An 8,894-nucleotide genomic window follows, 5' to 3' on the forward strand; every position below is an offset into this window, starting at 1 on the left:
CCGTCCGCGGCGGCGCTTCGGCCGTTCGGGTCCGGCGGATGCCGCGGCGGCGACGTCGGCCGACAGGTCGCGGGTCTCGGCGGCGTCGGCGCGCAGTCGCGCGTTCTCGGCCTCGAGCTCGGCGATCCTCAGGCGCAGGTCGTCGTCTGGACTCGTCGAATCGGTCATCTGCGCACCACTCCCCCGGTCGGCCACGCTGCCGACGATATCGACCGCCGGAGTCCGGGGGAAGACGATGGTCCCGTGACACGCCGCCCCGGGGCATCCGCCTCAGTGGACGATCGCCTTCAGCAGGATCATCGCGACGCCGAAGGCGGCCGTGCCGAGCGCGCCGACGACCTGCATCACCGGGCTCGCGCCACGCCGCCGGAACGCGATGAAGCCGAGGACGGCGAGGACGAGCACGCCGACCCAGAGCGCGGTCCAGATGGCCAGGAGGTCGGGGACGACGCGCGCAGCGCCGAGGAGCAGGATCGACGACGGGATGAGGGCGGCGACGAGCATGCCCAACGATCGGCGCATCGCCCCGCGGAAGGCCTCGCCGAGGCCGACCATGCGGTGGTCGTCGAAGCCGTGGTGGGCGACGGTCCCGGCGTAGACGTGGGCGGCCCAGAAGACGAGCACCGTGATGACGACGGTCCAGAACACCCGCCACGAACTCTCCCCGTGCCCGCCCGCGACGACGATCATTCCCGACACGAGGATGACGCCGTAGACGGACTCCTCGGTGACGAAGCTCGTGCGGAGGATGTGGGCCGGAGTGGCCTTCGTGGCGGCCGGGGGCCCGGAGTCCTCGGAACCCGCCGATCGGGACGTCTCGCTCATCCCGACATCGTCGCACGCGGTCGGAGGAGATACCCCCCAAGTGGGGACCAGAGATTTCCTCAACTTTCGGAGTAACGTGCGGATTGGCGTGAAAGACCCCTACGGCGCGATGCACGCCCGGCGAAGCACCTACCCGCCTCGCCGGACGCGCCGAAGACGGACACCCGAGTCCGCCCACCGCCCGCAGCGGAGACGTCCGGCCCGCCCGGACCGGATGAAGCCTGCGACACGGAGGCGATGATGCCCCACACAACCCGAATCCGAACGCCCGAGGAACGGATCACGTTCCGGCGGCGATGTCTACGCGCCGCTGCGGTCACCGGCATCCTCGCGCTCGGAGCGACCGCGTTCATCGGCGGGCCCGCTCTCGCAGCTCACGGCGACGTGAGCCTGATCGGGAGCGACTTCGAGATCGACACGGACGCGAACCTCAAGGTCGATCACGCCACACCGCCCTCCCTCGACTGGGCCAACGTCAACGAGGCCCGCCAGGCCGACACCGAGAGCGGCACCGGCGACGACTCGTTCGGCCAGGGCTCCAAGGAGGACACCGAGGTCCCGTCGGTCGTCTCCGGCTCGATCCCGCCGAACAAGTCCGACCTGAAGAACTTCGGCACGTACCTCGAGGAGACCCCGGGCGGGGACTTCCTGCACATGTTCTGGCATCGCGTCCAGGACCCGACCGGCACGACGAACATGGACTTCGAGTTCAACCAGTCCGAGACGCTCTCGGCCAACGGCGTCACCCCGGTCCGCACCGACGGCGACCTGCTCATCCAGTACGATCTCGCCAACGGCGGCACCAACCCCGAGCTCTTCCTCTCCCGCTGGGTCGCCAGCGGACCGAAGTCGCAGTGCGAGGCCGCCAACAGCACGCCGTGCTGGGGCACGCGCGTGAACCTGTCGGCCGCGGGTGATGCGACCGGCTCGATCAACACCTCGATGATCCCCGCTGCCGATACCGAAGGGCTCGGCGACATCTCGGCTCGCACCTTCGGCGAGGCCTCGGTCGACTTCTCGGCCATCGTCGGCGACGGCTGCGTGACGTTCGGCAGCGCCTACCTGAAGAGCCGCTCGTCCGACTCGTTCACGGCGGCGATGAAGGACTTCATCGCTCCGCTCGACACGGGCATCGACAGCTGCGCCCAGGTGATCATCCGCAAGGTGACGGATCCGAGTCCGGACCCGAGCGACTCGTCGTTCTCGTACACCACGGGCAACTTCGAGACGCCGACCGAGACGAACCCGTCCTTCAGCCTGAAGAACGGGGAATCGCAGGACTACAGCCAGGTGTTCATCGGCAGCGGCCTCACCGTCACCGAGGACCTCGCGGCACTGCCCGCAGGCTGGAAGCTCGACTCGATCGACTGCTCGGCGAGCACGGGCGTGACTCCGCTGACGGATGTCGCGACCGGCACGATCACGTTCGACCTGGACGCGAACTCCGACATCGTCGACTGCACCTACTACAACGAGACCGGTGGAACCGTGATCGTCCGCAAGGTGACGGACCCCGACCCGGATCCGAGCAATGCGAGCTTCGGGTACTCGACGGTGCTCGACACGCTGACCAACGGCACGGACCCGTCGTTCAGCCTCGGCAACGGCGAGAGCCAGACCTACGATGACGTGCTGCTCGGCACCGGGTACACGATCACCGAGGACTCGCTGCCGGCGGGCTGGGCGTTCGAGGACCTGGATTGCAGTGCCAGCTCGGGTGTCTCGCCGAACATCGTGGGAGCAACCGTGACGTTCGACATCGACGATGCCAGCGACGTGCTCGACTGCACCTACGGCAACCAGACCGGCGGCACCGTGATCGTTCGCAAGGTCACGCAGCCGAGCCCGGACGCGAGTGACACGTCCTTCGACTACTCGACCGCGTTCTCGACGCTGTCGGGCGCGACGGATCCGACGTTCTCGCTGAAGGACGGCGAGCAGCAGACGTACAGCGACGTGCTGTTCGGCACCGGCCTGACCGTGGCCGAGGGCGCGCTGCCTCCGGGCTGGGAGCTCATCGACGTCGATTGCAGCCAGAGCAGCGGCGTGACTCCGGTCATCGTCGACGAGCTCGTGACGTTCACGATCGATGACGCCGAGGACGTCCTCGACTGCACCTACACCAACCGGGCCTTCGGGTCGATCGTGGTCGAGAAGATCACCGACAGCGGCAGCGGATCGTTCGAGTTCACCTCGACGACGCTCTCGCCGTCGCCCTTCACGCTGACGACGACCGCCGCGGGCGCGGGTGGCAAGGACTCGCAGACGTTCTCGAACCTCGACCCCGGCACGTACGACGTCGCTGAGACGATTCCGGACTTCTGGAACCTGGTCAGCGCGACGTGCGACGACGGCTCGGATCCGAGCGCGATCGGGCTCTCGCCCGGCGAGACCGTGACCTGCACGTTCAACGACGACCGCGAGCTCGGTTCGATCCGGATCGAGAAGGACCGCAAGCACGCGGCCGACGGCCTGGGCGTGAACCACCCGCATGAGGGCGTGGACTTCACCATCACCGGTGGCGAACTCCCGGCCGAGGGCGTGACGGTCACGACCGACGCGAACGGCGTGGCCTGCTACACCGGCCTCGTCGTGAGCGGCCTGGTCGGCAACTACACGGTCGAGGAGTCGATCCCCGCCGGGTACGTGATGGCGGTTCCGGGCACGCAGACGGCGAACGTCGCCGAGGCGTCGGCCGACGACTGCTCCGACGCGAACGCGGGCGCGGTGAAGCAATTCACCAACATCCCGCTCACGAACATCACCGTGAGCGTGGACTCCCAGGTGCCCGGCGGCACGTTCTCGAGCATCGAGTGCGACGTGGCCGGCTCCGACTCGGTCGCGATCGCGGACGCGATCGACGACCCGAGCATCACGATCAACGACCTCGAACCGAGGACGGTCGTGTGCACCATCGTGATCGACCCGTGAGCTGAGGAGGCAGCTCGAACCTGATCCCGAGGGTCCCGCCGGCATCGCCGGCGGGACCCTCGCCACGCCCCCCCCCGATCTGGGGTACTGAGTATTCCTCATTTACAGTTCCGGGCACGCGCGCTCGCGAGTAACGTGCGGAATGGCGTGAGAGACCCCTACGGCGCGATGCACGCCCGGTGAAGCACCTACCCACCACGCCGGACGCGCCGTTGCGGATCACCCGAGTCCGCCCACCGCCCGCAGAGGACCGCCCGGCCCGCCCGGACCGGACGAAACTGCGACACCGGAGGCGATCATGCCCCACACAACCCGAATCCGAACGCCCGAAGAACGTGCCGCGTTCCGGCGGCGGTGTCTGCGCGGCGCCGCAGGGGCCGGCTTCCTCGCCCTCGTCGGCGCCGTCGTGATCGGCGGGCCGGCCCAGGCGGTCAACCCCGCGGGCATCATCAGCCTGGACGGGAGCAACTTCGAGATCGACTCCGACGCCAACCTGAGGGTCGACAACGGCGGATGGGACGACTGGGCGTCGGTGAGCTACGTCATCAAGGCGGATGTCGAATCCGGCACCGGCGACGACTCGTTCGGCCAGGGCTCCAAGGAGGACACGGCCGTGCCCTCGCCCGTCACGGGCAGCATCCCGCCCAACAAGTCCGACCTGAAGAACTTCGGGCTCTACCTGGAGGAGACGGCGGGAGACGACTTCCTGCACCTGTTCTGGCACCGAGTGCAGGACCCGACCGGCACCACGAACATGGACTTCGAGTTCAACCAGTCCGAAGTCGACTCCGGCAACGGCGTGACGCCGCAGCGGACCGCGGGCGACCTGCTCATCCAGTACGACCTCGCCAACGGCGGCACCAACCCGGAGCTGTTCCTCTCGACGTGGGTCGCGTCCGGGGACAAGTCGCTCTGCGAGGCGGCGAACAGCACCCCGTGCTGGGGCGTCCGTGAGAGCCTGACCGCAGCCGGCGATGCGACCGGATCGATCAACACCAGCCCGATCCCGGCCGCCGAGGCCGACGGCCTGGGCGACATCTCGGCGCGCACGTTCGGCGAGGCGACGGTGAACTTCTCCGCGATCGTCGGCGACGACTGCGTGGCGTTCGGCAGCGCGTACCTGAAGAGCCGGTCCTCCGACTCGTTCACGGCCGCGATGAAGGACTACATCGCACCCGTGCCCACCGGCATCAACAACTGCGGTGCGCTCGTGATCGAGAAGACGACGAAGCACGCAGCCGACGGACCGGGCGACCACCCGCAGGCCGGCGTGGACTTCACCGTGACCGGCGGCTCGCTGCCGGCGGGCGGCCAGGTCGTGACCACCGACGACAACGGACGCGCCTGCATCGCCGCGATCGACTCCGGCGACTACGAGGTGACCGAGACGGTGCCGAGCGGCTACGCGGTGACGAGCTCGAACCCGCAGACCGCCACCGTGGTCCAGGACACCGACTGCAGCGACGACCCGACCGTCACGTTCACCAACGTCCCGCTCACGAACCTCACCGTGAGCGTCGACTCGCAGGTGGACGGCGGCACGTTCTCGAGCATCGAGTGCGACGTGGCCGGCTCCGACACCGTGTCGCTGGGCGACATGATGGACGACCCGAGCATCACGATCGACGACCTCGAGCCGCGGACGGTCGTCTGCACCATCGTGATCGACCCGTGAGCCGAGGAGGCGACTGACGGGAAGGGCCCCGCCGGCGATGCCGGCGGGGCCCTTCCCGTGGAACGCGGCCGGGCGTCGAGCGCCCGGCCGCGGAATCCGCTCGGTTACGCGCTCAGCGCCTCGTAGACCTCGCGCAGCAGGCGGGCGGTCTCGGACGGCGTCTTGCCGACCTTCACGCCTGCGGCCTCGAGGGCCTCCTTCTTCGCCTGCGCGGTGCCGGCCGAGCCCGAGACGATGGCGCCCGCGTGGCCCATCGTCTTGCCCTCGGGGGCGGTGAAGCCCGCGACGTAGCCGACGACCGGCTTGGTCACGTTCGCCTTGATGAAGTCGGCCGCGCGCTCCTCGGCGTCGCCGCCGATCTCGCCGATCATGACGATCGCCTTGGTCTCGGGGTCGGCCTCGAACGCGGCGAGCGCGTCGATGTGCGTCGTGCCGATGATCGGGTCGCCGCCGATGCCGATGGCGGTCGAGAAGCCGAGGTCGCGCAGCTCGTACATCATCTGGTACGTCAGCGTGCCCGACTTCGAGACCAGGCCGATCGGGCCCTTGCCCGTGATGTTCGCCGGGGTGATGCCCACCAGCGACTCGCCGGGGCTGATGATGCCGGGGCAGTTCGGGCCGATGATGCGGGTCTTGCCGCCCTGCTCCTTGGCGTAGGCCCAGAACTCGGCCGAGTCCTGCACGGGCACGCCCTCGGTGATGATGACGAGGAGCGGGATCTCGGCGTCGATGGCCTCGATGACGGCGTCCTTCGTGAAGGCCGGCGGCACGAACGCGATCGACACGTCGGCTCCGGTCGCCTCGATCGCCTCGGCGACCGACGCGAAGACGGGCAGCTCGACGTCGGCGCCGTCCTTCGTCTTGTGCAGCACGGTCGTGCCGGCCTTGCGCGCGTTCACGCCGCCGACGACCTGGGTGCCCGCGGCGAGCATGCGCGCGGTGTGCTTGGTGCCCTCGCCGCCGGTGATGCCCTGGACGATGACCTTGGAGTCCTTGTTCAGAAAGATGGTCACGGTTCGCTGTCCTTGTCTTACGCGGCGTTCGCCAGCTCGGCGGCCTTGTCGGCGCCCTGGTCCATGTTCTCGGCGAGGGTGACGAGCGGGTGCGCCGCCTCCTCCAGGATGCGGCGGCCCTCGGCGACGTTGTTGCCGTCGAGGCGCACGACCAGCGGCTTGTTCGCGGTGGAGCCGAGCTCGGCGAGCGCACCGACGATGCCCTTGGCGACCTGGTCGCACGCGGTGATTCCGCCGAAGACGTTCACGAAGACGGCCTTCACCTGCGGGTCGCCGAGGATGATCGAGAGGCCGTTGGCCATGACCTCGGCCGACGCTCCGCCGCCGATGTCGAGGAAGTTCGCCGGCTTCACGCCGCCGTGGTTCTCGCCGGCGTACGCGACGACGTCGAGCGTCGACATGACGAGGCCCGCGCCGTTGCCGATGATGCCGACCTCGCCGTCGAGCTTGACGTAGTTGAGGTCGAGCTCCTTGGCCTTGGCCTCGAGCGGGTCGGCGGCGGCCTTGTCCTCGAGGAGGGCGTGGCCGGCGTGGCGGAACTCGGCGTTCTCGTCGAGGGTGACCTTGCCGTCGAGGGCGATGACCTCGCCGTCCTCCGACAGGATGAGCGGGTTGACCTCGACGAGCGTCGCGTCCTCACCCGTGTAGACGTCGTAGAGCTTGACGAACACGTCGGCCACCTTGTCAACGAGCTCGGCGGGGAAGTTCGCGGCGACCGCGATCTCGCGGGCCTTCTCGGGGCTGATGCCGGTGCCCGGGTCGACCTCGATGCGGGCGAGGGCCTCGGGCTTCTCGACGGCGAGCTGCTCGATCTCCATGCCGCCCTCGACGCTCGTGAGCGAGAGGTAGGAGCGGTTCGCGCGGTCGAGGAGCACCGAGAAGTAGAACTCCTGCGCGATCCGCGCACCGCCTGCGACCATCACCCGCTTGACGACGTGGCCCTTGATGTCGAGGCCGAGGATCGCCTTCGCGGCCTCCTCCGCCTCGTCGGCGTTCTTGGCGACCTTGACGCCGCCCGCCTTGCCGCGGCCGCCGGTCTTCACCTGCGCCTTGACGACGACGACGCCGCCGAGCTGCTCGGCTGCGGCGCGCACGTCTTCGGGGGTGTCGGCGACGATGCCCGGGAGCACCGGCACTCCGTACTTCTCGAAGAGGTCTCTGGCCTGGTACTCGTAAAGATCCACGCTCTGCTTCCTATCGTTCCGCGCGGATTGCGCGCAGGGATGGGTGGGTGAGAGGCCCGGCTGTGAGAGTCTCGACGTCAAGATACCTCGATGTCGAGATAAGTCGAGCCGCGACCATGCTACTCCGTCGGCGACGGGCCGCCGAACCCGTGGTCGGCTGCCCGTCGTGCGGGGCGACCTGCGGCTGCGGTCCGGTGGCGCGGCCGCTCAGGTGAGCCTCACCATGCTGGCGAGCGACTCTCCGCTTTGCGAGACTGCCCCCATGACGGATGCCACGGCCGAACCGGTGCACCGCACCGATCCCCACGACGGGAAGGTCCACGAGAAGCTCAACTGGCTGCGCGCGGGAGTGCTCGGCGCGAACGACGGGATCGTCTCGGTCGCCGCGCTGGTGGTCGGCGTCGCCGCGGCGACGACCGACATCGCCGCCATCCTCATCGCGGGCGTCGCGTCGGTGATCGCCGGCGCGATCTCGATGGGCCTCGGCGAGTACGTCTCGGTCTCCAGCCAGCGCGACACCGAGCATGCGCTCATCGCGAAGGAGAAGGGCGAGCTCGAGACGATGCCCGAGCAGGAGCTCGCCGAACTCGCCGCGATCTACCGCGGCAAGGGCCTGTCGGCCGAGACCGCCGACCGCGTCGCGCGCGAGCTGACCGAGCACGACGCGCTCGCCGCGCATCTCGAGGCGGAGCTGCACATCTCCGAGGTCGACGTCGTGAACCCGTGGCACGCCGCCTGGGCGTCCGCGGCGTCGTTCCTCATCGGCGCGGTGCTCCCGATGCTCGCGATCCTGCTCCCTCCCCCGGAGTGGCGCATCGCCACGACGTTCGTCGCGGTCATCGTGGCCCTGGCGATCACGGGCTGGCTGGCGGCATGGATCGGCGGCGCGCCCCGGATGCGGGCGATCACCCGGGTCGTCGTCGGCGGCGCACTCGCGCTCGCCGTCACCTGGGCGATCGGCGCCCTGCTCGGCGGGGCGGTCTAGGCGGCCGACCGTGGCCGAGGCTCGGGTCGGCATCTCGGGCTGGCGCTATCCGGGCTGGCGCGGCACCTTCACCCCGACCGGGTTGCGACAGGCCGACGAGCTCTCGTAGGGCTCACGCCTCCCGACCCAGCCGACCGAGTCATGCTCCGGCGACGCCCGCGCGCCGCGGCCAGCCCGGGGTCGCGAGCAGTGCGCCGTCGCGGGCCACCGCGAGCACGTCGACGTCGTGTCGGTCGGCGAGGTCGTCGAGAGATCGGAAGAGCGTGGTAGGGAAGAGTGTA

6 protein-coding genes are annotated in these 8,894 nt (G+C 69.4%); 3 read left to right on the forward strand and 3 right to left on the reverse strand.

Annotated features, from left to right (window positions below):
• Positions 1-270: 270 nt before the first annotated feature.
• The gene (locus tag ESO86_RS07005) at positions 271-825 is read right to left on the reverse strand and encodes a hypothetical protein (RefSeq protein ID WP_242492250.1); all 555 of its coding nucleotides are present in this window, start codon (positions 823-825) and stop codon (positions 271-273) included.
• A gap of 240 nt (positions 826-1,065) precedes the next feature.
• Between ESO86_RS07005 and ESO86_RS07010 the strand changes: the two genes are divergently transcribed.
• Together ESO86_RS07010 and ESO86_RS07015 are read left to right on the forward strand one after the other, a co-directional pair.
• Positions 1,066-3,756 carry a prealbumin-like fold domain-containing protein gene (locus ESO86_RS07010; protein WP_129234255.1) on the forward strand — a complete coding sequence of 897 codons (2,691 nt, stop codon included), beginning with the start codon at positions 1,066-1,068 and terminating at the stop codon, positions 3,754-3,756.
• 298 nt (positions 3,757-4,054) lie between these two features.
• A complete protein-coding gene (locus tag ESO86_RS07015; protein WP_129234256.1) occupies positions 4,055-5,431 on the forward strand; it encodes a prealbumin-like fold domain-containing protein in 1,377 nt (458 codons plus the stop codon).
• Positions 5,432-5,535: 104 nt separating this feature from the next.
• On the opposite strand, the gene sucD is transcribed toward ESO86_RS07015, so the two are convergent.
• Together sucD and sucC are read right to left on the reverse strand one after the other, a co-directional pair.
• Positions 5,536-6,444, reverse strand: a complete 909-nt coding sequence (gene sucD, locus ESO86_RS07020) for a succinate--CoA ligase subunit alpha (protein ID WP_129234257.1) — start codon at positions 6,442-6,444, stop codon at positions 5,536-5,538.
• Between the two features lie 17 nt (positions 6,445-6,461).
• Positions 6,462-7,628 (reverse strand): ADP-forming succinate--CoA ligase subunit beta, encoded by a 1,167-nt coding sequence (gene sucC / locus ESO86_RS07025; RefSeq protein ID WP_129234258.1) that lies wholly within the window; start codon positions 7,626-7,628, stop codon positions 6,462-6,464.
• A gap of 262 nt (positions 7,629-7,890) precedes the next feature.
• On the opposite strand from sucC, the gene ESO86_RS07030 reads away from it, so the two are divergent.
• Positions 7,891-8,613: a VIT1/CCC1 transporter family protein gene (locus tag ESO86_RS07030; RefSeq protein ID WP_129234259.1), complete on the forward strand. Its 723-nt coding sequence runs from the start codon at positions 7,891-7,893 to the stop codon at positions 8,611-8,613.
• Positions 8,614-8,894 lie beyond the last annotated feature (281 nt).

The sequence above is a fragment of the Agromyces binzhouensis genome (assembly GCF_004135055.1).
GTDB classification, from domain to species: domain Bacteria; phylum Actinomycetota; class Actinomycetes; order Actinomycetales; family Microbacteriaceae; genus Agromyces; species Agromyces binzhouensis.